Annotated in this window: 28 protein-coding genes; 17 read left to right on the top strand and 11 right to left on the bottom strand. The window is 70.9% G+C overall.

Annotation, left to right across the window (positions count from 1 at the left end):
* Positions 1–31 precede the first annotated feature (31 nt).
* Positions 32–1,165, top strand: coding sequence for a substrate-binding domain-containing protein (locus AB0G01_RS08825; RefSeq protein WP_360941394.1), 1,134 nt, complete (start codon positions 32–34; stop codon positions 1,163–1,165).
* Between the two features lie 142 nt (positions 1,166–1,307).
* On the opposite strand, the gene AB0G01_RS08820 is transcribed toward AB0G01_RS08825, so the two are convergent.
* The 3 genes from AB0G01_RS08820 to ppgK all read right to left on the bottom strand — a co-directional run bounded on the left by AB0G01_RS08820 (position 1,308) and on the right by ppgK (position 4,345).
* On the bottom strand, positions 1,308–1,487 hold the full coding sequence (locus AB0G01_RS08820) for a hypothetical protein (RefSeq protein WP_121011206.1): 180 nt from the start codon (positions 1,485–1,487) through the stop codon (positions 1,308–1,310).
* Positions 1,488–2,068: 581 nt separating this feature from the next.
* Positions 2,069–3,373, bottom strand: coding sequence for an RNA polymerase sigma factor (locus AB0G01_RS08815; RefSeq protein WP_360941391.1), 1,305 nt, complete (start codon positions 3,371–3,373; stop codon positions 2,069–2,071).
* 210 nt (positions 3,374–3,583) lie between these two features.
* The gene (gene ppgK / locus AB0G01_RS08810) at positions 3,584–4,345 is read right to left on the bottom strand and encodes a polyphosphate--glucose phosphotransferase (protein ID WP_360941388.1); all 762 of its coding nucleotides are present in this window, start codon (positions 4,343–4,345) and stop codon (positions 3,584–3,586) included.
* Between the two features lie 96 nt (positions 4,346–4,441).
* Between ppgK and AB0G01_RS08805 the strand changes: the two genes are divergently transcribed.
* Entirely contained in the window at positions 4,442–5,239 is a 798-nt protein-coding gene (locus AB0G01_RS08805) for an inositol monophosphatase family protein (protein WP_360941385.1), read from the top strand.
* Positions 5,240–5,381: 142 nt separating this feature from the next.
* On the opposite strand, the gene cei is transcribed toward AB0G01_RS08805, so the two are convergent.
* Positions 5,382–6,098, bottom strand: coding sequence for an envelope integrity protein Cei (cei, locus tag AB0G01_RS08800; protein WP_360941382.1), 717 nt, complete (start codon positions 6,096–6,098; stop codon positions 5,382–5,384).
* Between the two features lie 428 nt (positions 6,099–6,526).
* On the opposite strand from cei, the gene AB0G01_RS08795 reads away from it, so the two are divergent.
* Positions 6,527–6,826, top strand: a complete 300-nt coding sequence (locus tag AB0G01_RS08795; RefSeq protein ID WP_015099231.1) for a DUF4193 domain-containing protein — start codon at positions 6,527–6,529, stop codon at positions 6,824–6,826.
* A gap of 300 nt (positions 6,827–7,126) precedes the next feature.
* Here AB0G01_RS08795 and AB0G01_RS08790 read toward each other — a convergent pair whose 3' ends face one another.
* Positions 7,127–7,588, bottom strand: a complete 462-nt coding sequence (locus AB0G01_RS08790) for a DUF3093 domain-containing protein (RefSeq protein WP_360941378.1) — start codon at positions 7,586–7,588, stop codon at positions 7,127–7,129.
* Between the two features lie 24 nt (positions 7,589–7,612).
* Here AB0G01_RS08790 and dut point away from each other — a divergent pair, with 24 nt between their 5' ends.
* Together dut and AB0G01_RS08780 are read left to right on the top strand one after the other, a co-directional pair.
* Positions 7,613–8,080: a dUTP diphosphatase gene (gene dut / locus AB0G01_RS08785; protein WP_360941375.1), complete on the top strand. Its 468-nt coding sequence runs from the start codon at positions 7,613–7,615 to the stop codon at positions 8,078–8,080.
* A 4-nt stretch (positions 8,081–8,084) separates the two neighbouring features.
* Complete coding sequence (locus AB0G01_RS08780) at positions 8,085–8,720, top strand: DUF3710 domain-containing protein (protein ID WP_360941372.1); 636 nt, start codon at positions 8,085–8,087, stop codon at positions 8,718–8,720.
* A 132-nt stretch (positions 8,721–8,852) separates the two neighbouring features.
* Here AB0G01_RS08780 and AB0G01_RS08775 read toward each other — a convergent pair whose 3' ends face one another.
* Positions 8,853–9,533, bottom strand: coding sequence for an alpha/beta hydrolase (locus AB0G01_RS08775; RefSeq protein WP_360941369.1), 681 nt, complete (start codon positions 9,531–9,533; stop codon positions 8,853–8,855).
* A 107-nt stretch (positions 9,534–9,640) separates the two neighbouring features.
* Here AB0G01_RS08775 and AB0G01_RS08770 point away from each other — a divergent pair, with 107 nt between their 5' ends.
* The 3 genes from AB0G01_RS08770 to AB0G01_RS08760 all read left to right on the top strand — a co-directional run bounded on the left by AB0G01_RS08770 (position 9,641) and on the right by AB0G01_RS08760 (position 11,685).
* Positions 9,641–10,018, top strand: a complete 378-nt coding sequence (locus AB0G01_RS08770) for an OB-fold nucleic acid binding domain-containing protein (RefSeq protein WP_360941366.1) — start codon at positions 9,641–9,643, stop codon at positions 10,016–10,018.
* Positions 10,015–10,707 (top strand): DUF3159 domain-containing protein, encoded by a 693-nt coding sequence (locus tag AB0G01_RS08765; RefSeq protein WP_360941363.1) that lies wholly within the window; start codon positions 10,015–10,017, stop codon positions 10,705–10,707. Before AB0G01_RS08770 ends, AB0G01_RS08765 begins: the two co-directional genes overlap by 4 nt.
* 126 nt (positions 10,708–10,833) lie before the next feature.
* Positions 10,834–11,685, top strand: coding sequence for a GNAT family N-acetyltransferase (locus AB0G01_RS08760; RefSeq protein WP_360941360.1), 852 nt, complete (start codon positions 10,834–10,836; stop codon positions 11,683–11,685).
* Positions 11,686–12,061: 376 nt separating this feature from the next.
* Here AB0G01_RS08760 and AB0G01_RS08755 read toward each other — a convergent pair whose 3' ends face one another.
* Positions 12,062–12,547 (bottom strand): hypothetical protein, encoded by a 486-nt coding sequence (locus tag AB0G01_RS08755; protein WP_360941357.1) that lies wholly within the window; start codon positions 12,545–12,547, stop codon positions 12,062–12,064.
* Between the two features lie 251 nt (positions 12,548–12,798).
* Between AB0G01_RS08755 and AB0G01_RS08750 the strand changes: the two genes are divergently transcribed.
* From AB0G01_RS08750 to AB0G01_RS08740, 3 genes are all read left to right on the top strand, one after another.
* On the top strand, positions 12,799–14,058 hold the full coding sequence (locus AB0G01_RS08750) for a helix-turn-helix transcriptional regulator (RefSeq protein WP_360941354.1): 1,260 nt from the start codon (positions 12,799–12,801) through the stop codon (positions 14,056–14,058).
* Positions 14,055–14,579 carry an NUDIX hydrolase gene (locus AB0G01_RS08745; protein ID WP_360941351.1) on the top strand — a complete coding sequence of 175 codons (525 nt, stop codon included), beginning with the start codon at positions 14,055–14,057 and terminating at the stop codon, positions 14,577–14,579. The genes AB0G01_RS08750 and AB0G01_RS08745 overlap by 4 nt, the downstream gene beginning before the upstream one ends.
* Positions 14,580–14,792: 213 nt before the next feature.
* On the top strand, positions 14,793–15,158 hold the full coding sequence (locus AB0G01_RS08740; protein WP_360941348.1) for a hypothetical protein: 366 nt from the start codon (positions 14,793–14,795) through the stop codon (positions 15,156–15,158).
* Here AB0G01_RS08740 and AB0G01_RS08735 read toward each other — a convergent pair.
* Positions 15,139–15,327 carry a DUF397 domain-containing protein gene (locus AB0G01_RS08735; protein WP_360941345.1) on the bottom strand — a complete coding sequence of 63 codons (189 nt, stop codon included), beginning with the start codon at positions 15,325–15,327 and terminating at the stop codon, positions 15,139–15,141. The genes AB0G01_RS08740 and AB0G01_RS08735 overlap by 20 nt on opposite strands.
* Positions 15,324–16,178: a helix-turn-helix transcriptional regulator gene (locus tag AB0G01_RS08730; RefSeq protein ID WP_360941342.1), complete on the bottom strand. Its 855-nt coding sequence runs from the start codon at positions 16,176–16,178 to the stop codon at positions 15,324–15,326. The genes AB0G01_RS08735 and AB0G01_RS08730 overlap by 4 nt, the downstream gene beginning before the upstream one ends.
* 114 nt (positions 16,179–16,292) lie before the next feature.
* Here AB0G01_RS08730 and AB0G01_RS08725 point away from each other — a divergent pair, with 114 nt between their 5' ends.
* On the top strand, positions 16,293–16,490 hold the full coding sequence (locus tag AB0G01_RS08725; RefSeq protein WP_360941339.1) for a hypothetical protein: 198 nt from the start codon (positions 16,293–16,295) through the stop codon (positions 16,488–16,490).
* Here AB0G01_RS08725 and AB0G01_RS08720 read toward each other — a convergent pair.
* Entirely contained in the window at positions 16,468–17,124 is a 657-nt protein-coding gene (locus AB0G01_RS08720; RefSeq protein WP_360941336.1) for a TrkA family potassium uptake protein, read from the bottom strand. The genes AB0G01_RS08725 and AB0G01_RS08720 overlap by 23 nt on opposite strands.
* Before the next feature lies 1 nt (position 17,125).
* Positions 17,126–17,788 carry a TrkA family potassium uptake protein gene (locus AB0G01_RS08715; protein WP_360941333.1) on the bottom strand — a complete coding sequence of 221 codons (663 nt, stop codon included), beginning with the start codon at positions 17,786–17,788 and terminating at the stop codon, positions 17,126–17,128.
* Between the two features lie 82 nt (positions 17,789–17,870).
* Between AB0G01_RS08715 and AB0G01_RS08710 the strand changes: the two genes are divergently transcribed.
* From AB0G01_RS08710 to AB0G01_RS08690, 5 genes are all read left to right on the top strand, one after another.
* Positions 17,871–20,003 carry an APC family permease gene (locus AB0G01_RS08710; protein ID WP_360941330.1) on the top strand — a complete coding sequence of 711 codons (2,133 nt, stop codon included), beginning with the start codon at positions 17,871–17,873 and terminating at the stop codon, positions 20,001–20,003.
* Positions 20,000–21,229 (top strand): class I SAM-dependent RNA methyltransferase, encoded by a 1,230-nt coding sequence (locus AB0G01_RS08705; protein WP_360941327.1) that lies wholly within the window; start codon positions 20,000–20,002, stop codon positions 21,227–21,229. Before AB0G01_RS08710 ends, AB0G01_RS08705 begins: the two co-directional genes overlap by 4 nt.
* Before the next feature lie 72 nt (positions 21,230–21,301).
* Positions 21,302–23,203, top strand: coding sequence for a 1-deoxy-D-xylulose-5-phosphate synthase (gene dxs / locus AB0G01_RS08700; RefSeq protein ID WP_360941324.1), 1,902 nt, complete (start codon positions 21,302–21,304; stop codon positions 23,201–23,203).
* Positions 23,204–23,464: 261 nt separating this feature from the next.
* Positions 23,465–24,151, top strand: coding sequence for a response regulator transcription factor (locus AB0G01_RS08695; RefSeq protein ID WP_360941321.1), 687 nt, complete (start codon positions 23,465–23,467; stop codon positions 24,149–24,151).
* A gap of 8 nt (positions 24,152–24,159) precedes the next feature.
* Positions 24,160–25,287: a HAMP domain-containing sensor histidine kinase gene (locus AB0G01_RS08690; protein ID WP_360943254.1), complete on the top strand. Its 1,128-nt coding sequence runs from the start codon at positions 24,160–24,162 to the stop codon at positions 25,285–25,287.
* The last annotated feature ends 318 nt before the right edge of the window (positions 25,288–25,605 follow it).

Here is a 25,605-nt window from a genome sequence, read left to right as displayed (position 1 = left end):
GCGTTCCCGGCAGCTCGGAAAGGGACGGCGGATGCGCAGCAGGAGCCTCGCCCTCATCGCGGTCGGCACCGGACTGGTCATGGCCGTGAGCGCGTGCGGTGCCGACACCTCCGGCGGTGGCAGCACCTCGGGCACCACCGATGACGGCCCGGGTGAGGGTGCGAAGGTCGGCGTCATCCTCCCGGAGACGGCCACCTCGGTCCGCTGGGAGGGCTTCGACAAGCCGCTCCTGGAGAGTGCGCTCAAGGCCGAGGGCCTCGACCCCGACGTCCGCAACGCCCAGGGCGACGTGCGGAAGTTCGGCACGATCGCCGACGGCATGATCGACGCGGGCGTCGAGGTGCTGATCATCGCCACCCCGAACAGCGAGGTCGGCGCGTCGGTCGCGAAGAAGGCCGAGGCCCAGGGCGTCCACGTCATCGACTACGACCGGCTCAACCGGGGCGGCACCTCCCGGTACTACGTCTCGTTCGACAACGTGGCGGTCGGCGAGCTCCAGGGCCGGGGCCTGGTCGAGGGCCTGGCGGCGCTCGCGCCCGGCAAGCGGCCCGCCGAGGTCATCGAGATCGGGGGCGCGCCCACCGACCACAACGCCGCCCTGCTCACCCAGGGGCAGAAGAAGGTCCTCCAGGCCAAGTACGACTCGGGCGACTACCGGCTGGTCCGGTCGCAGCCGATCGAGGGTTGGGACAACGGGAAGGGCGGCACCACCTTCGAGCAGGTCCTCACCGGCAACGGCCGGCGGGTGGACGGCGTGGTCGCCGCCAACGACGGCCTGGCCGGCGCGGTGATCACCGTGCTGAAGAAGTTCGGGCTCAACGGCAAGGTCCCGGTCACCGGCCAGGACGCCACCCCGGAGGGCCTCCGGGCCGTCCTGCGCGGCGACCAGTACATGACCGTGTTCAAACCGATCGCCGCCGAGGCCGAGGCCGCCGCCAAGCTCGCCGGCGCGCTGGCCAAGGGCGACACCGCCGCCGCCGACGCCCTGGCCACCGGCACCACCGAGGACGCCAAGGGCCACCGCCGGGTCAAGTCCGTCCTGCTCACCCCTCAGTTGATCACCAAGGACAGGGTCAAGCTCGTGGTGGACGCCGGCTTCGTCGAACCCGCCGACATCTGCGTGCCCGACACCCGAGCGGCCTGCGCGGAACAAGGCATCGGGTAGCCCCTTCCTCCCCCTGGCCGGCTCGCGACGGGCCACGGGGTCGTGCGGGTCCTGGCACGTCCTGGAAATGCAGGGGGGCGGAGACCTCGCGGTCTCCGCCCCGGACGGCTAGGGTGCTACAGGCCTCACGGCCTGATTGTGTTCAGCCCTGCTGCAATTCGGCAGCGAGTTCGCGCAGCTTGGTGCTGTGCTCGCGGGCGTGGTGCCCGCAGAACAGCAGCTCGCCCCCGGAGGGGAGCACGGCGCGTACCTGGGCAGCAGCCCCGCAGCGGTCGCAGCGGTCGGCAGCGGTCAACTCGGGGCGGGTGAGCGTGGTAGTCATGGAAATCTCCCTCCGTCCCGGCACCGGGGATTCGGTGCCCTCACACCTAGCTGCGACCACCCCGCATCTGGCTGGTGCGTCGTGTTCGCTGGCTCCACTCTTGCAGACGCACGGGCGTAAGTCAGTGTTCCCGAGTCCGTGGCGACCCGCGTCACTTCCGATTTACCCGCGCCCCACGGTGTTCGAACCTGGAACTTCCACCGGTTCGCCTGTCTCAAGCTCACGTTCTGCTGTCAGGCCAACACTTCGAGACCTGCGGATACGAGGAGGGGACGGTCCCCGCTGCTCCAAAAGGTGGGTCCGCGCTAGGCCGAAGTGTGATCGGTAACACTTTGGTCAGCCCAGAGCGAACACGGTCCCGGATTCCATCATCCGGACGCATCACGTCCGGTTCACCGGCCCGTCAGCTCACACCGTCCTCACGCGACGGTCGCGCCGGCGACCCGTCACCGCCACCGAACGGGGTCGACACCGCGTCGATTCGGACCGCGCGACCCGCACCCCGCCGAGCCGCTGCCGGCCGCCCGGAACGCCGGACGCCGGCGATCCCGCGGGATCGCCGGCGTCCGGGTGGTCGGAGCTCAGTCCAGGTAGTCGCGGAGCACCTGGGACCGCGACGGGTGCCGCAGCTTCGACATGGTCTTCGACTCGATCTGCCGGATGCGCTCCCGCGTCACCCCGTAGACCTGCCCGATCTCGTCCAGCGTCCGGGGCTGGCCGTCGGTCAGGCCGAACCGCAGCCGGACCACGCCCGCCTCGCGCTCGGACAGCGTCGCCAACACCGACTGGAGCTGGTCCTGGAGGAGCGTGAACGACACCGCGTCCACGGCCACCACGGCCTCGGAGTCCTCGATGAAGTCGCCGAGCTGGCTGTCGCCCTCGTCGCCGATCGTCTGGTCCAGCGAGATGGGCTCACGCGCGTACTGCTGGATCTCCAGCACCTTCTCGGGCGTGATGTCCATTTCCTTCGCCAGCTCCTCCGGCGTGGGCTCGCGGCCCAGGTCCTGGAGCAGTTCGCGCTGGATGCGGCCGAGCTTGTTGATGACCTCGACCATGTGCACCGGGATGCGGATGGTGCGGGCCTGGTCGGCCATCGCGCGGGTGATGGCCTGGCGGATCCACCACGTCGCGTACGTGGAGAACTTGTAGCCCTTGGTGTAGTCGAACTTCTCCACCGCGCGGATCAGACCCAGGTTGCCCTCCTGGATCAGGTCCAGGAACGCCATGCCGCGACCGGTGTAGCGCTTGGCCAGCGACACGACGAGGCGGAGGTTCGCCTCCAGCAGGTGGTTCTTGGCGCGCTCGCCGTCGCGCACTATCCAGCGCAGGTCGCGGCGGAGCTGGGGGGTGAGCTTCTCGCTCTCCTCCTCGGCCCGGCGCACCCGCTCGGCGGCGTAGAGGCCGGCCTCGATGCGCTTGGCGAGCTCGACCTCCTCCTCCGCGTTGAGGAGCGCGACCTTGCCGATCTGCTTGAGGTAGGCGCGGACCGAGTCGGCGGACGCGGTGAGCTCGGCGTCCTTGCGGGCCTGCCGCAGCGCCTCGGACTCCTCCTCGTCCCAGACGAAGTCGCCCTCGCCGGGCTTGGCCTCCTCCTCGGCGGGCTCCTCCTCGACCGGCTCGTCGATCAGCTCGACTTCGTCGACCAAGTCCTCGTCACCGGGAGCGCCCTCGATCTCGTCGGGCTCGTCGCCGTCCTTCTTCGCCTTCGCCGGAGTCCCGGCGGGGGCGGCCTTGGCGGCCGTCTTGCGCGGCGACCGCGTGGCCGTCTTGCCCGCCGCGGCGGTCTTCGCCACCGGCTTCTTGGCCGGGGCCTTCCTCGCCGAGGTGGCCTTGGGCGTCTCCTCGGCGTCAGCCTGAGCTGCCTGAGTAGTCTTCGCGGCTGCCACGTACGCCCTTTCGCGACTGTCGATCAAGGCAAACCGAAGGGCGCGAACCTCGGTCGCCGGAGTACGGGGGAGAGCCCGCCGGATCGTTCGTCAGCGGGGCACCGTTCCATTGTAACGACGTGCGACGCGTGCCGATGCGCATCACCCGCATGAGATCCGCCCCGGCACGCGTTCTCGCAGCTAGGAGCCCCGGGAAAGTCGGGACGCCGGTCAGTGCCGCAGACCGCGCGCCGCCGCGACGGCCGCGCCGACGATGCCCGCGTCGTTCTTCAGCGCCGCCGCGACCACCTCGGTCCGCACGTCCAGCAGCGGCAGCCACTTCTCCGCCTTCTTGCTGACCCCGCCGCCCGCGATGACCAGGTCCGGCCAGATCAGGTTCTCCAGCACGCCCAGGTACCGCGACACCCGCGGTGCCCACTCCGCCCAGCTCAGGCCCTTGTCCTCCTTCACCGAGGCCGCCGCGCGGGTCTCCGCGTCGTGCCCGTCGACCTCCAGGTGGCCGAACTCGGTGTTGGGCACCAGGTCGCCGTCCAGGAACAGCGCGCTGCCGATCCCGGTGCCGAACGTCAGCAGCACCACCAGCCCGTCGCGGTCCTTGCCGGAGCCGAACCGCATTTCTGCGATCCCGGCGGCGTCCGCGTCGTTGAGCACCACCACGTCCTCGACCGGCCGGCCGAGCCGGCGCGCGAACAGCGCGGCGGCGTCCGTGCCGATCCACCCCTTGTCCACGTTCGCCGCGGTGCTCGCGACGCCGTGCTTGACCACGCAGGGCAGGGTGATCCCGAGCGGGCCGTCCCACCCGAACTTCTCGACGATCTCGGCGACCACCTCGGCGACCGACTCCGGCGTCGAGGGTTGTGGTGTCGGGATGCGCAGGCGCTCACCGTCCAGCGAACCCGCCCCCAGGTCCACGAGTCCGCCCTTGATGCCCGAGCCGCCGATGTCCACGCCGAACCCGTGCGTCTTGCCCATCCCGGTGGTCCTTCCTGCTCGATTCAGCAACCGTGGCCGAGGACACTAGCCTGCAAGACTTCGATAGTCCCGTGCGAGTGGCCCCAGGAGGAACAGGTGCAGTCCGATCCGCGCGCGCTGGTCGACATCGCGGTGCAGGTGGGCCGGGAGGCGGGCGAACTCGTGCTGGCCATGCGGTCCTCGGCCGTCCCGGAGTTCGACACGAAGAGCACCGCCACCGACGTGGTGACCGCCGCCGACCGCGCCTCCGAACAGCTCGTGCGGGCCCGGCTGGCCGAGCTGCGCCCCGGCGAGCCGGTCGTCGGCGAGGAAGAGGGCGGCGACGCGGTCGAGGGCCTGACCTGGGTCGTGGACCCGATCGACGGCACGGTCAACTACCTCTACGGCATCCCCCATTACGCGGTGTCCGTCGCCGCGCAGGTCGACGGCGTCTCGGTGGCGGGGGCCGTGGTGGAACCGGCGAGCGGCCGGGTGTGGACGGCGGCCACCGGCGCGGGCGCGTGGCTGGACGGCCGCCGGCTCGCCGTGTCCGCCGCGAGCCGCCTGGACCTCTCGCTGCTCGGGTACGGGTTCGCCTACCGGGCCGACCGCCGCAAGCGCCAGGCGGAGACCTGGGCGGGTCTGGCACCCCTCCTGCGCGACCTGCGCCGCGCGGGCGCGGCGTCCCTGGACCTGTGCGCGGTGGCCGCCGGCCGGCTGGACGCCTACGCCGAGCACGCCCTGGGGCGCTGGGACTGGGCCGCCGGGGCGCTGCTGGCCCGCGAGGCGGGCGCGGTCGTCCACCTGCCGGGCGAGGCACCGGAACTCGGCACCGACGCCACGTTCGCCGCCGCGCCCGGTATCGCGGACGCGCTCTTCGACGCGCTCGTGGCGCACGGCTTCGGCGAGGTCTGACCCGCCGACGACCACCGGCCCCCGGCACACCACCCGGATCGGCTGATCCGGACGGGTGGTCCGGGCCGGTGGGCGAAACCCGCCGCCACCCGCCGGCGTCGCACCGACCCCGGGTCACCGGACCCGGCGGGCGCGGTGGAGGTCAGCAGTGCACGTCGCGCGCGGCCTGGAGGTTGTCGGCGTTGACCGATGCCGAGCTCGGCTCGGAGACCTGCCCGCCCTGCTGGTCGGGCTGCTGCTCGGCCCAGGTCGCGAGCTGGTCGAGCACCTTGCGGGCGTCGTGGTTCGGCTTGACCTCGCTGAACTTCTTGCCGACCGCGACGTCCACGGTGGCGTCCTGCCGCTCGTCGCGGACCAGCTCCAGGCACGGCTCGATCAGGCTCAGCGTCCGGGCCGCGCCCGCGCCGGGCGCGCCGAAGCGGAGCTGGCCCCGGCACGCCATGTCCTGCGCCGGGTAGACCGGGTCGTTGCCCGGCTCGGCGGCCTGCTTGAGCCCCAGCTCGGTCAGCGTCGTCGCGACGAACCGCGCCTGGTTGCGCTGGGTGCTCGCGTTGTACACGCGGAACTGGATGTTCCCGATCGGCACCGGGTCGGTGCGGTCGAGGGCGTCGTGCGCGAGGACCGCGCCCATCGCCGGGGCGGGCGCGGGTGGCGCGCCGTCCACCGGCGGTGCCATCGTCGAAGGCACGTTGCCGGGCGGGTTGCACTTGATCGCCGCGTCGACGTCACCCGCGTCGGCCAGCACGTTGTTCCACACCACTACCGCCGTCACCGCGAGTACCACGAACAGCACCAGCGCCGGCACCGGCCGACGTTTCCGGTACCGCGACGACCCGCCACTCCCCGAACCGGGTCCCACGTCCGCCGACCTCCCCTGGCGCAGTGCTGTTGTGATCAGGCTAGGCCGCGTCCCCTGATCCCGCGTCCCGGGGCCGGCCGTCGCGGGCCGCAATCACCCGGTCGCGGACCGTCGGCGCAGCGCGGGTGCACCGTTGCGCGGTCGCTTCGGGTGGGTGGGCCCACCCGAAGCCTATCGGGCCAGCGTGTGAAGGTCGTGTCACCCGTCTGCTCAATTAGGGGGAACCCGGTGCACGCCACCCCGTGCGATGAGCTACCCTCTCGGCGCTCCGCGCGCTCCCGGACACCTGAAGGCGTCGACGTACAGGGGGTCGACGCCCGGCCGCGCGGGCGAGACCTCCGTCACTGGGGACGGAGGGCACAAACAGGGGCGCTGGTGCGTTTACCAGCGACACGAACAGTCTCCGTTGACCGCAGGGGTGAAAGAAGATGGCGACCGACTACGACGCACCGCGTCGCAGCGAGGCAGACGAACTCGCTGAGGACTCCCTTGAGGAGCTCAAGGCGCGGCGCAATGAAACACAGTCCGGGGTCGTCGACGTCGACGAGGATGCGTCTGCCGAGAACTTCGAGCTGCCGGGTGCCGACCTGTCCGGCGAAGAACTGACGTTCAAGGTCCTGCCCAAGCAGGCCGACGAGTTCACCTGCTCGAAGTGCTTCCTCGTGCACCACCGCAGCCGCCTCGCCGAGGAAGTGAACGGTCAGTACATCTGCCGCGACTGCGCCTGACCGGCGCGGACAGGGCCGCTGACCGGAACCGACGAACCCGTACCTGGGCGCTCACCCCCACCGCCGGGGTAGCGCCCAGACGCGTGTGCCGACCGACCGCACCACCGCCGACCACCCCGCTCCAGTGCCGGGGTGTGACGCAGCCGACACCTTCCAGCGGCCGAGCCCTCGGGCGTGATGCTCACGCAGCGTCCCCGGGCCGCCGGTGGACCCTTCGACGACCACCGCCCCCGACCCGTTGCGGGGCTCGGCCGTGCCCGGCACGGCTCAGCCCTCCAGCCGTCCGCCCGCCGGCGGGCGTCACCCCTTGAGGGCGGCGACCAGCTTCTCCGGCGAGCGCACGCTGAACAGCCAGTACGGCGTCGGGTCGGCCGGGTCCTCCAGGGTGATCTTCACCATCGGGCCGATCCAGCCGCGGTGCGCCACGAACGCCATCGGGTCCAGGTAGGGGCCCATCGCCTTGCGCTTGGTCCGGGCGTCGAAGACCTCGACCTCGCCCAGCAGCTCCACCGGCACGTGCGCCTGGCCCACCCGCAGCTCGCCGCCGGACACCTCGACGGTCAGCGAGCCCATCCGCCACACGAGCAGCAGCGCCAGCGGGACGGTCACGACGTAGGGCAGCCACGACCGCACGCCCGGGAAGCCCATGTGGATCTCCGCGGCCAGCAGCACGGCCGCCGCCAGCGGCAGCAGCCAACCCCACCAGGGCACGAAGAGGCGCTCGCGGAACGTGGTCGGGGCGGTCACAGCACTCTCGCTCACGCCACCAGGGTAGTCTCGCGCGCCGTGCCCAGCGTCGAGGTCCTGCTGTCCCGGCTCGATCCGTCCGTCCCGCTCCCGTCGTACGCCCGACCGGGTGACGCGGGCGCGGACCTGGTGACGACCTCGGACGTGGTGATCGCGCCGGGGGAGCGCGAGGTGGTGGGCACCGGCATCGCGATCGCGCTGCCCGACGGGTACGCCGCGTTCGTGCACCCGCGCAGCGGACTGGCCGCGAGGGTGGGGCTCAGCGTCGTGAACACACCGGGGACGATCGACGCCGGCTATCGCGGCGAGATCAAGGTATGTCTGGTCAACCACGACCTGCGCGCGCCGATCGTGCTCTCCCGCGGCGACCGGATCGCCCAGCTCGTGGTGCAGAAGGTCGAGCACGCGGTGTTCCGCGAGGTCGGCGACCTGCCCGACTCGGACCGGGGCGCGGGCGGCTACGGCTCTACAGGCGGGCACGAGGTGCTCGCCCGGACGGAGGGGTAAGGCGATGTTCGGAAAGCGCCGCAAGCGCGGTAGGCACTCCGCGAACCGGGGGACGGCGCAACCCGAGGCCGAGTTCTCGGAGGACGGCCCGGAGGAGGGTCCCTTCGACGACGGTCAGGCCCCCGACGACGGCCTGACCCGCCTCGACCTGGGCTCGATCCGGCTGCCGGTGCCCGACGGGGCCCAGTTGCAGGTCGAGATGGACCCGGCGGGCGAGGTGCGCGCGGTGCACCTGCTGACGCCGGTCGGCCAGTTGACGGTCAGCGCGTTCGCCGCGCCGAAGTCGGACCGGCTGTGGGCCGAAGTCGGTGCCGAGCTGATCGCCCAGCTCAAGGGCGACGGTTTCCGGATCAACCGGGAGAACGGCGACTGGGGCGAGGAGATCTCGGCCCGCAACGGTGAAGTGCACCTGCGCTTCGTGGGCGTGGACGGCCCCCGGTGGATGCTGCGCGGCGTCGCGGCCTCGCCGACCGAGGAGCTGTCGGCGCAGGCCGTCGACGCGCTGTACGACCTCATCCGGGACACCGTGGTGGTGCGCGGCGACCGCCCGATGCCGGTGCGCACGCCGCTGCCCATCGAGCTGCCCGAGGCCATCGCCCGGCACATCGCCGCCCAGCAGCAGGAGCAGCAGGAGCAGTAGGGCGCGAGCAGCGCGGCGCGGTCCGGGGTTTCCGGCTCGCGCCGGGCCGCGGCTTCCTCCCCCACGCGGGGTACACCGGAAGCGTGGTCCCGCAGTTCTTACACGATTGGGTGTTATTCCGGCCCGGTCCGCTCAGGCCACCGAGAGGTAGGCGTCGAGCGCGGCGCGGCCCAGGGCTCCCCGGTCCGCGCCGAGCGCGTCCAGCGTCGTCGTCCTCAGGGCGGCTCGCGGCAGGGCGTCCAGCCACTGTTCGGCGACCCCGAGCGGGTGCACCGGGTCGTCGGTGCACGCGGCGATCCCGACCGGCACGGTCAGGCCGCGCAGCTCGCCGAGCGCCGGCGCGGCCGACCCGGCGGCTTCCCGCAGGGCGTCCACCAGCCGCGATCCGTAGCGCGGCCACGCGCGGCGCAGTTCCGCGCCGACCCAGCCGTCGACCCCGGCCACGGCGGCGGCCAATCCTTCACTGTCAACCAGGGCGGCGCTCGCCGCGGCGGCCAGCGCCGCCGGCGCGCTCCCGGCCGGCCCCACCCAGGCGGGCAGCGCCACCAGCACCCCGGCACACCGCGACGGGTACCGGGCGGCCCACCGCGCCGCGACGTGCGCACCCAGGGACACACCACCCACGACCAGCGGTTTCCCGTCCCACCGGGCGTCCAGCGCGGCGAAGTGCTCGGCCACCGACCGGGATCGGGGCGCGACCAGGTCGAATCCCGAGGCCGCCAGCGGGCCGGCGAAAGCGGAGCGCACGAAGACCTCGTCCGACGCCGTGCCCGGCAGCACGACGAAAGCGGGCGCGGCGTACCTCGAAGTCATGGTTATCGATCCTCCCCCAGCCGGATACCCGATCGGGTGTACCCGGTTACGCTGGTCTTCGGACGGGCTTCGCTGTCGAGGCCCACGGATGCACCCAGGAGTCGGGGATGACCAACACTGGGGGCGGCTACTGGCGCCGCCTCGTCCGTCGGTTGACCACCGACGTGAGCGAGCTCGACGCCGACGACCTCTCCCGGAAAGCGGTGGAGGTCGGAGCCGTCCGCGCGTGCGACTGCAAGTCCGGCGAGGAGGTGACCGTCCTCGGCAGGCTGCGCAGCGTGGAGCTGTGCCCCCGGGACGCCGCCGCGACCCTGGAGGCCGAGCTGTACGACGGCACCGAGGGCGTGACCCTGGTCTGGCTGGGCCGCCGGCGCATCGCGGGCATCGAACCGGGACGGACTCTCAAAGCGCGGGGCCGGATCGCCGTGCGGGACGGGCGCAAAGTGCTCTACAACCCCTACTACGAGTTGCAGACCGCTTCATGACGACCACCGGAACCGAGAAGCAGCCGACCCTGTTGGAGCAGATGGGCGGGGTCAGCGGGCTGCTGTACTCGTCCCTGCCCGTCGTGGTCTTCGTCCTGGTGAACGCGTTCGCCGGGCTGATGCCCGCGATCTGGGCGGCCCTGGGGTCGGCGGTGGTCATCGGCATCGTCCTGGCCGTGCGGAAGGGGTCGCTGCAACCGGCGATCTCGGCGGTCTTCGGCGTCGGCATCGCGGCCTTCATCGCCTACCGGACCGGTGACGCCAAGGGCTTCTTCCTGTTCGGCATCTGGCAGAGCCTCGTCTACGGCGGGGTGTTCTTCGGGTCGATCCTGATCCGCTGGCCGCTGGCGGGCGTGATCTGGAGCTTCCTCAACGGCCAGGGCACGACGTGGCGCAAGGACCGCGCGTCGGTCCGCGACTACGACATCGCCACCCTGGTCTGGGCGCTGGTGTTCGGGGCCCGGTTCGTGGTGCAGCGCTGGCTGTACGACGAGGCGTCGGTGGGCTGGCTGGCCACCGCGAAGCTGGCCATGGGCTACCCGCTGATGGCCATCGCGCTGATCGCCACGGTGTGGGCGGTCCGCCGGTCGGACAAGCGCCTCAAGGCCGCCCAGGCCCGCGAGGAAGAGGAGAACCGGGCGGCGGAAGAGCGCCTGCGCGGTCCACAGGACACGGCCGACGAGCACTGAAGCCGTCCACCGGAGCGGAGTGGCCGGCGGTTGATCGACGGCGCTGACAGGCGTCGGCGCGGGTAGGCGACGGGGCGAACCCGAACACGCCTTCTGCGAAATGCACCTCTTCGGGATCATGCGGCCATGAACACGGACGGCTGGCACTTCACCGGGGACGTCGAAGACTTCCTGACCGGCGGCGGGGCTTTCCTGCGCTCGCGTCCCGCCGAGCACACCACGCCGTTGACGGTCGTCGAAAAGCTGCGCACCGCCGGCGGTGCCGACGCGACCGTCTTCGGCCGGCTGGTGCGAGCGGGTGAGGTCGACGCCGTCCTCCACCTCCGCCCGGCCCACCGCCTGGGCGTCACCCGACTGTCCGCCGAGCAGGCCGACGCGCTGGCCGCCGAGCTGGTCGGGCGCGGCCACACCGTCCCCGGGATCGTCGCGGACCACGACACCGCCACCGCCTTCGCCGAGGCGTGGCGGCGGTACACCGGTGCGGCGACGGCACCCCGCCTCCGGGTCCGGCTCCACCGCCTCGGCGCGCTCACCCCGCTGGAGCGGGTCGTGGTCGGCCGGACGCGGGTCGCGGGGGAGCGGGACCACCAGCAGGTCGTCCGCTGGTGCGGCGAGTTCCTCGACGACATCGGGGAGGTCCCCGCGAACTCGTGGGCCGACTCGCGCTTCGCCGACAAGGTCTTCACGTTCTGGGAGACCCCGGACGGCACCCCGGTAGCCATGGCGGCCACGACCCCGATGGTCGCCGGCATGGTCCGGGTGGACCCCGTCCACACCCGGTCCCGCTTCCGGGGACGCGGCTACGGGGGTGCCGTCACGGCCGAGGTGAGCCGGGCGGCGCTGGCGGCGGGCGCGACGGACGTGGTGCTCTACACGGACCCCGCCAACCCCACCAGCAATGCCCTCTACCGGCGGATCGGGTACGTCCCGATCGCCGATTTCACCGGCTACGACTTCTCCTCGACGAGTAACGCGTAAGACGCGGAATCGGCCTGCCGACCACCCGGGCGTCGAACCGACTCACGTGTCACTCGTCCGGGCCGACAGGAGCACGACCCGCGACGCGGCCCCGAACCGCCCGGCTCCGGCACGGCGTCAGTGAGCAGGGCCGCCAACAGGTGCATCTCGTACTCGGCGAGCGCCCGCACCTCGTCCTCGGGGTCGGCGGTGTCCGGGCGGGTTGTGGACGGGTTCGGAGAAGAGCTCAGCAGACGAATCCGCAATGGCCGAACTGTCCCTGTCGTCACACTGTTGAAGCAGCTTGCCGGTCGGCCCGTTGTCGCCAAAGGCGGGAGCGTCAAGCCACGCCGTCCACGCGGACCTGCCGCCGGCGCAGCCGAGCCGGACGAATTTCCTACGCCTCCATGGTCGCCGTGTTCAGCCACACCACATGCACCCGTCGCACTCCCTCCGACCGGGAGGAGATCTCGAACAGTTGTCGGGCGCTCTCCGCACTCTGGGCGTGCAGGTGGAAGTCACCTTCCAGGGAGATGACGTCAGCCCGGTCGGCGCAGGCCAGCATGAGCCGGGCGAACTTCTCGGCGCTCCACGATGGCGCGGGCATGGTCGGTGCGGTCTGCTCGGTCATGCGCTCTTCCGGTTGCCCCTCGTGAGTCGAAACAGGTACGACCTCGAACAGGTCGTCAAACTGCAGGGGAGTCAGGGCAGTGAGGGCACCACCGATGAAGGCCGGACCGGGCTGAAGTTCGCCGCTCACCAACCGCGCGACCGTGGAGCGGTTGACGTCCATCGCCTTGGCAAGGGCGTAGTCCGAGCGGAAGCCTGCGAGTCGTGCAGCCTTGGTGAACGTGTCGATACGCAGCCGGATGGTGTGCGGCATCCCAGTACCTCGTCCTATATGGACTGTTGGGTGTACGAAAGTGGCATGATCACTGCTCCTTTGCGGCATTTCACCGGAGGGCTTGCTTGGCGCTGAGGCCATGATCAAGCTTGGAATGCGGGCGGGGCGGTGCACAGCGCCGCGATGTGGCCTGGGTATCGCCCAAATGGGGCCGACACGGTGCACCGCTACGCTTGACCGGGCACGACTCGCTCCGCGAAATATGGCAGCCAACGCCCGGAGGTCACCCGATGGCAGTACGGCGAACCGGCTTTGTTCGTGCCCGGAAGGCTGCCGGCTTCACCCAGGAGTCATTCGCGGAGGCCATGCACGTCGATCGCTCCACGGTGGCTCGCTGGGAGCAGGGAGCACGTGAGCCGCTGCCGTACCAGCGTTCGAAGCTCGCCAGGCTGCTGAAGACCACCATGAACGAGTTGGACGGACTGCTTCACCCCGAGGTGCAAAGCGTTGCGGCGACGCAACATGCGAGTTCACACCTCGAACATGCGCCCGTCGACCAGTCCGTCCTCCTGGCGGCTCAGACTTCAAATACGCCCACTCAGTCGGTAGCCATCCGTGAGACAATCGCTTTCCGTGCAGTATCCGAGGCATTCCAAGTCGTCGACCGGAAGATCGGTGGTGGGGCTCTCTACGGGCAGGTTGTACGTTTCCTGCAAGATGAGGTCGCGCCGAAGCTGCTTGCGCCGCCGTCCGGCGTGACGCATTACGAAGTTTTCTCGGCGGCAGCGTCCTTCTCGGAGTTCGCCGGTTGGACTGCCCACGACAGTGGCCGTGACCGACAAGCCAAGGTGCACCTGACGCAGGCGTACCACCTGGCGACAACGGCGCAAAACCTTCCGCTTGGCTGTAACGTCCTCGCGTCACTGTCCCACCTGGCCGTGCAGATGGAGGACGTGGAGAGCGCTGAACGTCTGGCGGTCAAGGGAATAAGTCAGGTGACGGACAGTCAGGCTCCTGCGCCGCACCTCGTGGCCCGTCTCCACGCTATGCATGCTCGGGCACTGGCCATGCGAGGCGGGGAACGTGCAGCCCGTCTGGCACTTGAGGCCGGAGAGAGTGCCTTGGATGCCATCGTGCCGGACGCTCGGAACAGTTGGCTTTCAGGATTCGACCGGGCTTCCTTCGCTGCTGAAGTTGCGCTCTGCATGTATGATTTGCACCGGTACGAGGATGCGGCACAGAGCGCAATAAAAGTGATTACGTCACGAAGTGCCGGCGATCGCGTACGAAGTCGGATTCTTGCCGGCTTGACCCTGGCAAATTCTCTTGTGGCACTGGGGGATCACGCGGGGGCGGCGCGAGTCGGTATCGAGATCATCACGGCTGCTCCAGGACTGAAGTCCGCACGTGTGCACTCCGGCCTCGCACGGTTGCAGCGGCAACTTTCAACGCAGGCTACCTTGTCGGAGGTCAGCGAGATGAACGACCGCTTGGCGGCGTCTGCGGCAAGCGCGCAGTCGCTTGCCGGACAGCCGGAATGGCCGCTATGAGTAAGCAAGAAGGCGATGACCCGGAGCGCTTTCGGTGGTTGGCCGAAGGAAACGCACGGCAAGCGCGCAAGCGTGTCGCGGCGAAAGTCGTCATCTGCGACGAGGATGGTCGTTTCCTGCTGGTCAACCCCACGTACAAGCAGTACTGGGATCTGCCGGGCGGCATGGCGGAGGCGAACGAATCGCCGATTGCTGCGGCCCTCCGCGAGGTCGAAGAGGAGTTGGGCTTCACCACGCAGATCAGCGGCTTGCTGCTCGTGGACTGGGTCGACGCACATGGTCCGTGGGATGATTTGCTGGTGTTCATCTTCGATGGCGGTACCGCCGGTGAGGAAGATGTCCACCGCATGTCGGTGACCGACGAAGAATTATCCGAGTTTGCCTTCTTCTCGTTGGCCGCCGCCGAAGCACGGTTGAGGCCGGACATGTGGCTGAAGCTGTCCCGTGCCGTGGGGGCGAAGAAGCTGAGCGGTGTGTCGTACGAGGAGTTTCGTCAAATCGGACTGAGTGATCAGCGATGAACGCGTCAGACACGAATTAACGCCACTGCCGACGCACGGGACAGCAGCTTTGGCCGGTGCGAGTAGGTGTGCAGGAGGTCGACGTGGGCGAAAGCCTTCGTCACTGCCCCGAACGGCTCCGGAACCCGCTTCGCGAGGACGAATGACGGGAGGGCCGGCAGCCCTAGGCTGATCTTGTCGACCGACGCACCGCGCGAACCGGGGGTTCCCACCATGGCCGTTGTCCTGTCCCGCGCGTTGGCCGGTGTCCTCGGCACGGCGGCGGTCGCCGGTCTCACGCTGGCAGCGGCACCGGCCGCGACGGCGGGGCCCTGTCTGCCCGTCGCCACGGTGAGCCTGACCGGCGGCGCGGTGGTCGCGCGCGGCTACCGCCAGTGCGGGGGCGTCACCGGTGGGCAGGCGGTCATCCTGGACGACGAGGTCAGGGTCCAGCGGGCCGACCCGGGCAGTGGTGCCTGGTACACCCTCATGATCGGTGTGGGCACCGCGACCCACGTGTGCATGGGCTCCGCGACGAACACCTACCGGGCGATCACGCCGTACCGGACGTCGGTGCCCGTCACGGTGCCGTGCGGCTGACCTTCAGCGAATCGCGGAAGACCGCGAAGCTCGCGGCCGAAAAGGCGAGAACCGGTCCGGAAGCGTTCTTGGAGTCCCGCACGCCCGACCTCTGTCGGGTGAGCAGAACTTCCACGCAGTTGTTCACCTGATTGCTCCGGCTGCTCTTGCGCCATTCGGCCTGGGTCATTTCATCCCCTCGGACAACCTGCGGATCAGCGTGAGCGAATCCGCCGGGTCGAGCGCCTGCTCAGTCGTCTCCGCCAAGGCCACAGTGTACTCCCGGACCTGTTGCCGCTGGTCGATGAAAGTGTTGTAGGTCAACGTCTCCTGGTACACGACCTCGGGCAGCGTGGGCGAGGCGAACGACATCACCCAGAACGCTCCACCGAGCGCCGGGTACGCGCCCACCTCGAACGGCAGCACCCGTACTTCGACGTTCTCCCTGGTCTCGACGGTCTCGGCGAGGTGGTCGAGCTGTGCCCGCATCACCTCCGGACCGCCGATCTGCTGGCGCAGCGCCGATTCGCCGAGCAGCACGAACAGCGAGAGCGGCTTCTCACCGGCCAATCGGCGTCCCCTCGCCAGGCGGGCCTCCAATCGGGGTTCGACTTCGGTCAGCCGGACGTAGGGCGACCCGCTCCGCAGGAGTGCGTGCGCGTAGTCGCGGGTTTGCAAGATGCCGGGGATGAAGCAGCTCTCGAACGCCCGGATGGATTCCGCCCCGTGCTCCAGCCCGAGGTAGCGAATGAAGTCGTCGTTGAACAGCCCGGCGTACTGGTGGTACCAGTCGCGGTGCTCCGCGCCGATCCGCAGGCGGTCGAACCCGGCGGCCTCGGCCTCGCTCGACTCGAACAGCTCGACCAGACCTTCGAGGTTGCGCTGGGTGATCTTCCGCTTGCCGTTCTCGATCGCGGACAGGTTCGGCTGCGCGGTCCCGATGGCCTTCGCCGCAGCGCTGACGGTAAGACCGAGCTGCTCGCGGCGTTCGCGGAGTCGAAGCCCGAGTTCCCACGCGTCGATGACTGCTGAAGTCGGCATGGTCCCAGTCTGTCGCTATCAATCTGCGTACAGCAATCACTCGATCGTGCGACTAGTGGCAGCTATATATCTGACTAACCTGGGTCCATGTACATCGGATCAGGGTCAGCCAGGGTGTCCGCCAGCATCGACGTGCACGGGGACACCGCCGTGCGGTGCACGGTCGCGCCCGACGGGCAGGTCGAGATCGGCCTGGGCGAGGACTCCTCCCTGTTCCTCACCCCCGCCGGGGCGACGAAACTGGTCGGCGTCCTCGCCGACGCGGGTCTGGTCGGCCGCCCGGCCCCGGTCAGTACCCCAGAGCCGACCTGATCTCGCGCTCCACGTCCGCCGCCGCGACGAACAGCAGCTCGTCGCCGCCCTCCAGCGTGTCGTCCGGCGTGGGCACGATGACCCGCCCGCCGCGCAGGATCGTCACCAGCGCGGCGTCCCGGGGCAGGTGCAGCGTGTTCACCGCGACCCCGCCCAACGGGGTGTCCGCCGGCAGGGTGATCTCGACCAGGTTCGCCTGGCCCTGCCGCAGCGTCATCAGGCGCACCACGTCGCCGACCGTCACGGCCTCCTCGACCAGCGCCGACATGATCCGCGGCGTCGACACCGCGACGTCCACGCCCCACGACTCGGTGAACAGCCACTCGTTCGTCGGGTTGTTCACCCGCGCGACCACCCGCCGCACCGCGAACTCGGTCTTGGCCAGCAGCGACACCACGAGGTTGACCTTGTCGTCCCCGGTGGCCGCGATGACCACGTCGCAGAGCTGCATCCCGGCGTCTTCCAGCGAGGACAGCTCGCACGCGTCGGCCTGCACCCACTCGGCCTGCTCCACGGTGTGGGGCTCGAACTGCGTCCGGTCCCGTTCGATCAGCATGACCTGGTGGCCGTCGGCCACCAGCTCCGCCGCGATCGACCGGCCCACCGCACCGGCTCCGGCAATGGCGATCCGCACGTCAGCCCTCCTCGGGCGCGTGAGCCGCCGCGGCGGCCACATCGGTCACTGTTCCGGACATCGCCGCCACGTACACGACGTCGTCCGCCTGCAACAACGACTTCGCGTCCGGCAGCACACCGGTCCCGAACCGCATCACGAACGCCACCCGGCAGCCGGTCGCTCCCTCGAAGTCGCGCACCGGGTGCCCCACCCAGTCCTCGTGCAGCTCCAGCGGCAGCACGGCCACCGACCCGGACGGGTCGCGCCACGCCGTGGACGCGCCCTCGGGCAGCAGCATCCGCAGGAACCGGTCGGTGGACCAGGGCACGGTCGCCACGGTCGGGATGCCCAGTCGCTCGTACACCGCCGCCCGCTTCTCGTCGTAGATCCGGGCCACCACGGCCTCGACCCCGTACGTCTCGCGCGCGACCCGCGCCGAGATGATGTTGGAGTTGTCGCCGCTGGACACCGCCGCGAACGCGCCCGCGCGCTCGATGCCGGCCTCGATCAGCACCTTCTGGTCGAACCCGTTGCCCACCACGTGCCGGCCGTGGAAGTCCGCGCCCAGCCTCCGGAAGGACTGGGGGTCCTTGTCGATCACCGCGACCTGGTGGTCCAAGCGCTCCAGGGCCTTGGCCAGGGACGAGCCCACCCGGCCACAGCCCATGATCACCACGTGCACGAATGCCTCCTGAACGACGCCTGGTGAGAACCTACCGAGGATTACTCCGACCAGGGGACCTGACCCCTTACGCTTTCGACTCGTGTCCAAGCTCGCAACAGCGGCCAAGCGCCTCCTGGTCGGCAGGCCCTTCCGGAGCGATCGACTAGCGCACACCCTGCTCCCCAAGAGGATCGCCTTGCCGGTGTTCGCGTCGGACGCCATGTCGTCCGTCGCGTACGCCCCCGAGGAGATCTTCCTGGTCCTGTCGGTGGCCGGGTTGAGCGCCTACACGATCGCCCCGTGGGTGGGGGTCGTGGTCGTCGTCGTGATGCTGACCGTCGTCGCGAGCTACCGCCAGAACGTGCGCGCCTACCCCTCCGGCGGCGGCGACTACGAGGTCGCCACGGTGAACCTCGGCCCCCGGGCCGGGCTGACCGTGGCCAGCGCCCTGCTGGTCGACTACATCCTGACCGTCGCCGTGTCGATCTCGTCGGCGGCGGCCAACATCGGTTCCGCCATCCCGTTCGTGGCCACCCACAAGGTCGAGTTCGCGGTGGTCGCGATCGTCCTGCTGACCGCCGTCAACCTGCGCGGGATACGCGAGTCGGGGTCGGCGTTCGCCATCCCGACCTACGCGTTCATGGCCGGCGTCCTGCTGATGATCGGCTACGGGCTGATCCGCGGCCTGGTCCTCGGCGACGAGATGCGCGCGGAGAGCGCCGGCCTGGAGCTCCGGGCCGAGGACGACCACCTCATGGGGTTGGCGTTCGTGTTCCTCGTGCTGCGCGCGTTCTCCTCCGGCTGCGCCGCGCTGACCGGCGTGGAGGCCATCTCCAACGGCGTGCCCGCGTTCCGCAAGCCGAAGGCCCGCAACGCCGCCACCACGCTGCTCGCCATGGGCCTGATCGCGGTCACCATGCTGATGGGCCTGATCGTGCTGGCCCAGATGACCGGCGTGCGGATGGCCGAGGACCCGGCGCACCAACTGGTCGGCGCGCCGGCCGGCTACGAGCAGAAGACCATGCTCGCGCAGATCGCGGGCGCGGTGTTCGACGGCTTCCCGGTCGGGTTCTTCTTCATCACCGTGGTCACCGCGCTGATCCTCGTGCTGGCCGCGAACACCGCGTTCAACGGCTTCCCGGTGCTCGGCTCGATCCTCGCCCAGGACCGCTACCTGCCCCGCCAGCTCCACACCCGGGGCGACCGGCTGGCGTTCAGCAACGGCATCATCTTCCTGGCCGGCGGGGCGGTGATCCTGGTCGTCGCGTTCGACGCCGAGGTCACCAAGCTCCTGCACCTCTACATCGTGGGCGTGTTCGTGTCGTTCACCCTGAGCCAGATCGGCATGGTCCGGCACTGGAACCGGCTGCTCGCCGAGGAGACCGACGCCGCGGCCCGCAACCGGATGCGCCGCTCCCAGGCGATCAACGCGTTCGGCCTGGTCATGACCGGTTCGGTGCTGGTCGTGGTGCTCATCACGAAGTTCACCAAGGGCGCGTGGATCGCCATCGCCGCGATGGCCGCCATCTACGCCCTGATGACCGCGATCCGCCGGCACTACGACCGGGTGGCCGAGGAGCTGCGCCGGCAGGAGCGCCAGCGCCTGCTGCCGGCCCGCAACCACGCCATGGTGCTCGTCTCCAAGCTGCACATGCCGACGCTGCGGGCCCTCGCCTACGCCAAGGCCACCCGGCCGGACGTGCTGGAGGCCGTCACGGTCAACGTCGACGACGCGGACACCCGGCGGCTGGTGCAGGATTGGGAGAAGGAGAACTTCAAGGTGCCGCTGAAGGTGATCGAATCCCCCTACCGGGAGATCACCAAACCGGTGCTGGACTACGTGCGCCGGGTGCGCACGGACAACCCGCGCGACGTGGTGACCGTGTTCATCCCGGAGTACGTGGTCGGTCACTGGTGGGAGCAGGTGCTGCACAACCAGAGCGCGCTGCGGCTCAAGGGCAGGCTGCTGTTCCAGCCCGGCGTGATGGTGACCAGCGTGCCGTGGCAGTTGACCTCGGCCACCAAGGTGACCCACAAGGAAGGGGTCACGCCCGGGGCGATCCGGCGCGGCCTGGACAAGCGCGGTGGTGCCGGGCGGTCCCGGCCGGAGAAACCCGGCCCGGACCAGCCCGGACCCGTCGGGCCCGGACCCGCCGAGCCCGCGGGGGATCGACCTGGAGACGACCGACGCCGACCCGACCGGCGCGGCGCGGAGCAGAAGGACGGCACGTGACGACGACCTGGGAGCAGCGGCTGATCGAGGTCGAGGTGGGCGCGGTCGCGCACGGCGGGCACTGCGTCGCCCGGCACGAGGGCCGCGTGGTCTTCGTCCGGCACGCGCTGCCCGGCGAGCGGGTCCGGGTGCGGATCACCGAGGACGCCGGCGGCTCGTTCTGCCGGGGCGACGCCGTGGAGGTGCTCCAGGCGTCACCCGACCGGGTGGAACCGCCGTGCCCGTTCTCCGGGCCGGGCCGCTGCGGCGGGTGTGACTGGCAGCACGCCTCGTGGCAGGCGCAGCGCGAGCTGAAGGCGGCCGTGATCGGCGAGCAGCTCCACCGGCTGGCCAAGCTCGACCGGGAGGTCGTCGTCGAGGAGCTGCCCGGCGGCCCCGAGGAGTGGCGCACCCGGATGCGGGTGGCCGTCGGCCCGGACGGCCGCGCCGGGTTCCGCGCCCACCGCTCCCACCGGGTCGTGGCGGTGGACCACTGCGTGATCGCCGCACCCGGGGCGCTGGACGACGTGACCGGGCGCACGTGGCCGCCCAAGGCGGAACTCGTGGTCACCCGCGACGCCGGCGGTCAGGTGCACCTGACCGAGATCGGCCCGCCGGTGGTGCGCCGGGGCCGCCCGGTGCCCGGACCGGCCCGCCTGCGCCAGGGCAGCGGCACCGCCACCGAACTCGCCGCGCACCGCGCGTGGAACCTGCGCGCCGACGGCTTCTGGCAGGTCCACCCGGCCGCCGCCGACACGCTCGCCGCGGTGGTCCGCGACTGGGCCGACTGCCGGCCCGGCGACCGCGCCTGGGACCTCTACGGCGGGGTCGGCCTGTTCGCGTCCGTGCTGGCCGAGCAGGTCGGCCCGGACGGGTCCGTCGCCGTGGTCGAATCGTCGTCCCGGGCGGTCGAGGACGGCCGGCTCACCCTGTCCGACCTGCCGCAGGTCTCCTGGCACGCGGGCCGCACCGAAGCCGTGCTGGAGACCCCCGACTTCACCGACCTGCCGCCGGACGTCGTGGTGCTCGACCCGCCGCGCGCGGGTGCCGGCCGGGCCGTGGTCACCGCGATCGCCCGCAGTCGACCCGCACGTGTGGTCTACGTCGCGTGCGACCCGGCGGCACTGGCCCGCGACATCGCCACGTTCGCCGACCACGGCTACGAATTGGCCCAGCTCAGGGCCTTCGACGCGTTTCCCATGACGCACCACGTCGAATGCGTCGCGCTGCTGAGGCCCCTTCGCTGAGCGGTGTCTCAGCCGGTGGTCCGTAGACTGACCGGACGATCGGGGAACCCAACCACAGGGCGAGGTGGAGCGGTGACGCTGCTGGAATCCGTGCACGGACCGGCTGAGCTGAAACGTCTGGAGCACGACGAGCTGGTGCGGCTCGCGGAGGAGATCCGGCGGTTCCTGGTCGACAAGGTCTCCCGGACCGGCGGCCACCTCGGCCCCAACCTGGGCGTCGTCGAGCTCACCATGGCGGTGCACCGGGTCTTCGACTCGCCGCGCGACCCGGTGGTGTTCGACACCGGGCACCAGAGCTACGTGCACAAGATCCTCACCGGCCGGCGCGCGGACTTCGACACGCTGCGCCAGCGCGGCGGCCTGTCGGGCTACCCGTCGCGCGCGGAGAGCGAGCACGACGTGGAGGAGAACAGCCACGCCTCCACCGCGCTGTCCTACGCCGACGGCCTGGCCAAGGCGTTCCAGTTGACCGGCCGGTCCGGCCACGTGGTCGCGATCGTCGGCGACGGCGCGCTGACCGGCGGCATGTGCTGGGAGGCGCTGAACAACATCGCCGCCGGGCGCGACCGGTCGGTGGTGATCGTGGTCAACGACAACGGCCGGTCCTACTCGCCGACCATCGGCGGCCTGGCCGACCACCTGGCGTCGCTGCGCCTCCAGCCCGGCTACGAACGGGCCCTGGAACGCGGCAGGAACGCCCTCCAGAGCGCGCCGTTCGTCGGCAAGCCGGTGTACGCCGCGCTGCACGCGGCCAAGCGCGGGATAAAGGACGCGCTCAGCCCGCAGGCCATGTTCGAAGACCTCGGCATGAAGTACATCGGCCCGGTCGACGGCCACGACCTGCCGGTGCTGGAATCCGCGCTGCGCCGCGCCAAGTCGTTCGGCGGGCCGGTCATCGTGCACACCGTCACCCGCAAGGGCAACGGCTTCGCACCGGCCGAGAACCACGAGGCCGACCAGATGCACGCCACCGGCGTCATCGACCCCATCACCGGCGAGGCGCTCACACCCGCCAAGCGCACCTGGACCCACGTCTTCGCCGACGAGCTCGCGGTCCTGGGCTCCGAGCGCCCCGACATCGTGGCCATCACCGCCGCCATGCGCGGGCCGACGGGCCTGGACAAGTTCGCGGGCCTGCACCCCGAGCGGTGCTTCGACGTCGGCATCGCCGAGCAGCACGCCATGACCTCGGCGGCCGGCCTCGCCATGGGCGGCCTGCACCCGGTGGTGGCGATCTACGCGACGTTCCTCAACCGGGCGTTCGACCAGTTGCTGATGGACGTCGCCATGCACAAGCAGGGCGTCACCGTCGTGCTCGACCGCTCCGGCATCACCGGCCCGGACGGCGCGTCCCACCACGGCATGTGGGACCTGTCCATCTGCGGCCTGATCCCGGGCATCCACGTGGCCGCCCCGCGCGACGCGGCGACGTTGCGCGAGGAGCTGCGCGAGGCCGTCGCCATCGCCGACGCGCCCTCCGTCATCCGCTACCCGAAGGCGTCGGTCGGCGAGGACCTGCCCGCGCTCGAACGCGTCGGCGAGGTCGACGTGCTCGGCCGCTCCGGCGACTCGGACGTGCTGCTGGTCGCGGTCGGCGCGTTCGGGCAGCTCGGCCTGTCCGCCGGGCAGCGCCTGGCCGACCAGGGCATCGGCGTCACCGTGGTCGACCCGCGCTGGGTGTTCCCGGTGCCGACCGCCCTGGTCGAGCTCGCCCGCGAGCACCGCCTGGTGGTCACCGTCGAGGACAACGGCCGGCACGGCGGGTTCGGCTGGGCGCTGGCCGCCGCGCTGCGCGACGCCGGCGTCCCCACCCCGCTGCGCGACCTGGGCATCCCGCAGGACTTCCACGTGCACGGCGAACGCGCCCAGGTGCTGGCCGACCTCGGCCTGACCGCGCAGGACGTGGCCCGGCGGATCACCGAGTGGGTCGTGGCGGGCGAGCCCGCCGACATCGAGGCCCGGGTGGAGAAGTAGCGGACCGCTCCCGCACCGGCGAGCGGCTCGGGCGGTGTCGCCGTCCCGAGCCGCTCGCCGGAAGAGCGACCGCGCCGCGGACGAGGTGGGCGCGCACCCCGTTCGCCGCCACCCCGGACGACCACCGGGGCGGCGGGAGCGGCGGGCGCAGTGGCGCGGTCGGCTCGTCGGCGAACCCACCCCGGCGAGCACGACCCCGCCCGCCGCGCCGACGGCTCGTCCGCTAAGCCCCTTCTCAGGGATGTGTGGCACCTTTGTCTGGTGCGTATCCTGGTAGTCGAGGACGAGGTGCCACTGGCCGACGCGATCGCGCGCGGTCTGCGGCGCGAGGGCATGGCCGTGGACGTCGCCTACGACGGCGAGACGGGCCACGAGAAATCCACCGTGACCAGGTACGACGTGGTCCTGCTCGATCGCGACCTGCCCGGCATGTCCGGCGACGAGCTGTGCAAGGAGATCCTCAGCTCCGGCGCGCTCACCAGGGTCATGATGCTCACCGCGAGCGCCGGCCTGGACGACCGCGTGGCCGGCCTGTCCCTCGGCGCGGACGACTACCTGGCCAAGCCCTTCGCGTTCCCCGAGCTGGTCGCGCGGGTCCGCGCGCTGGCCCGCCGCGCCACCCCGGCCACCCCGCCGCTGCTCACCGCGCGGGACGTCGAACTCGACCCGGCCCGCCGCACCGTGCGCCGCGCCGGCCGGCCCATCGAGCTCACCCGCAAGGAGTTCGGCGTGCTGGAGGTGCTGCTCGCCGCCAAGGGCTCCGTGGTGAGCAGCGAGGAACTGCTCGAACGGGTCTGGGACGAGAACGCCGACCCGTTCACCACGACCGTCCGGGTCACCGTGATGACCCTGCGCAAGAAGCTCGGCGAGCCGGGGATCATCGACACCGTGGTCGGCTCGGGCTACCGCGTGCCCACGGCGGGCACCACCGAGGACGGCGCGCGCTGAACGCAGGGCTGCGCCGGCGCGGACCGGGCCTCCGGGTCCGCCTGACGCTGCTCGCCGCCGGCCTGGTGGCGTTCGTCAGCGGCCTGCTGCTCGTGCTCGGCTGGATGCTCGTCGGGCAGGTGGTCGCGTCCTCGCCCCGGTTCCCCGACGGCAGCACCGTCCGGGTCGACGGCGTCGACGTGGACGCGGGCGTGCTCGCCGACACCCTGGGCCAGCAGGCCCGTGACGCCGTGCTCCGGTCCGGGTCCATCGCCTTCCTGTGCGTGGTGACCGCCGCCGCCCTGCTGGCGTGGACCATCACCGGCCGCGTGCTGCGACCCGTGCACGACGTGACCGACGCGGCGCGCAAGCTGTCGGTCGAGTCGCTGGGCGAGCGCCTGCGGCTGGCCGGACCGCGCGACGAGGTCGCCGAGCTCGCCGACACGTTCGACGAGATGCTCGACCGGCTCCAAGCCGCGTTCGACTCGCAGCGGCGGTTCGTCGCCAACGCCTCGCACGAGCTGCGCACCCCGTTGTCGGTGATCCGCACCGAGCTGGAGGTGACGCTCAGCGATCCCGACGCCGACGAAGCCGAGCTGCGGCGGATGGCGTCCGTCGTGCGCGCCGCGACCGAACGCGCCGAGCAGTTGGTGAGCGCACTCCTGCTGCTGGCGCGCACCGAGGGGCTGGGGCTGGCCGTGCGGGAGCCCGTGGACCTCAACGCCGTGGTCGAGTCCGCGTGGAAGGCCGTGCGGGTCGAAGCGGAGCAGCGCCAGGTGCGGGCGACGTTCGTGACCGCGCCCGCACCGGCCGTGGGCGACCCGGCGCTGCTGGAGCGGATCGCCGGGAACCTGCTGGAGAACGCCGTGCGGCACAACCTGCCCGGCGGGTGGATCGAAGTGCGCACCGAGGGCGGGCCGGACTGGACGTCCCTGCGGGTGTCGTCGTCGGGGCAGCTCATCGCGCCGGACCGGGTGGACGAGCTCTTCGAACCGTTCCGCCGGGGCGGGGCGGACCGGACCGCCCGTACCGGCACCGGGCTGGGGCTGTCCATCGTGCGGGCCGCCGTCGCGGCCCACGAGGGGCGCGTGCACGCCGCGGCGATCCCCGGCGGGGGTCTCTCGGTGGGCGTTCTGCTGCCCTCCGCGCCCCGCTGAAGACAGTTTACGTGGCCCCGGTCACACATGATCCGATTTAGGGGCGGTGGCACGTGGTGTGACCTGCGGAGATACCCCTCCGGACCCCCGATTTGTCTCTGCGTTGGGCGGGGTGTAACTTTCTCTCTGCCAGCGCGGAACGGGCCGGGAAACACCGGAACGGAGCGCCGGACACAAGCCCCGGACGAGTCACTCGAACAGAGTGCACTACGATGGTGAGCGCGTGTTCTTTGAGAACTCAACAGCGTGCCGAATAGCCAGTAAATTTATGAACCTCGTCAAGAGGTTTCCTTTGAGATTGACTGGACAACTGATCGA

This window comes from Actinosynnema sp. NPDC023587 (genome assembly GCF_040640215.1).
Classification (GTDB): domain Bacteria; phylum Actinomycetota; class Actinomycetes; order Mycobacteriales; family Pseudonocardiaceae; genus Actinosynnema.
The sequence above is the reverse complement of the archived record's forward strand: the minus strand, read 5'-3'. Positions and strand labels throughout refer to the sequence as shown.